Raw genomic sequence first — 862 nt, 5'->3', positions numbered from 1 at the left:
AGCGTCGACGTCTCGCACCTCACCGATGCGAAAGGTCGATGGCTGCCTCTTCCGGAGAAACAGCCCATCCCATGGGCGCGCCTGTTCCTGCGTGATTATTTCGAGACGAGCGAAGGGGCGCTCAGGCTCGCGTTCTGGCGCGATCAATGGTGGGTGTGGACCGGCTCCGTTTGGCAGCAAACAAAGAAATGCGACATCGAGGGCGCCATCTATCAAGCGTTCACGCATGCACAGGTTCAGACGAAGAGCGCGCGGGACATCTCGGATGGGAGGCCGTTCGCCTGCGACTCACGCAAGGTCGAACTCATCCTCGACGCATTGCGGGCGTTCGTGCGGCTCTCTGATGAGGTCGAGCCGTTCCAATGGTTCGAGCGGTGCGAAACCGACCCTGATCCCCGCAACCTTATCGCTTGCCGTAATGGCTTGTACGACCTCGCAAGACGACGCCTCCACGCACCGGACCGGCGCTTCATGGCGACGTCTGTCGCAGACTGGGCCTATGAACCGGGGCGGGAGCAACTCGAGTTCAACCGCTTCCTCTCGGGCCTCTGGCCGAAGGACGACGCCACCAGAGCGTTCCTTCAGGAAGTCGTCGGCTACATGCTGTCGGGGCACCGCAGCCTGCACAAGATTCCGGTGCTTATCGGCCCCACGCGCTCAGGCAAGTCGCTCATCCTGAATCTGCTCGGGAAGATCCTTGGGCCGGACCTCGCCGTAACACTCGGCACCGCTGCGATTGGTGAGACTTTCGGCCTTCAGGGCGTGATCGGCCGGCGGCTGGCGGCCGTCGCCGATATGCGGCTCAAGCGCCAGGTCGACCATGGCGCGCTTGCAGAACGGCTGCTGACCTTCAGCGGCGAGG

General features: G+C 63.1%; 1 protein-coding gene. It reads left to right on the top strand.

Features of this window, described 5'->3' with window-relative positions; translation table 11 throughout:
- Positions 1 to 862: hypothetical protein (locus ACKAE7_RS21070; RefSeq protein WP_408980229.1), on the top strand; the 862-nt coding region annotated here is incomplete at both ends.

The sequence above is a fragment of the Pseudarthrobacter sp. NKDBFgelt genome (assembly GCF_046097905.1).
Taxonomy (GTDB): domain Bacteria; phylum Actinomycetota; class Actinomycetes; order Actinomycetales; family Micrococcaceae; genus Arthrobacter; species Arthrobacter polychromogenes.
The sequence above is the reverse complement of the archived record's forward strand: the minus strand, read 5'-3'. Positions and strand labels throughout refer to the sequence as shown.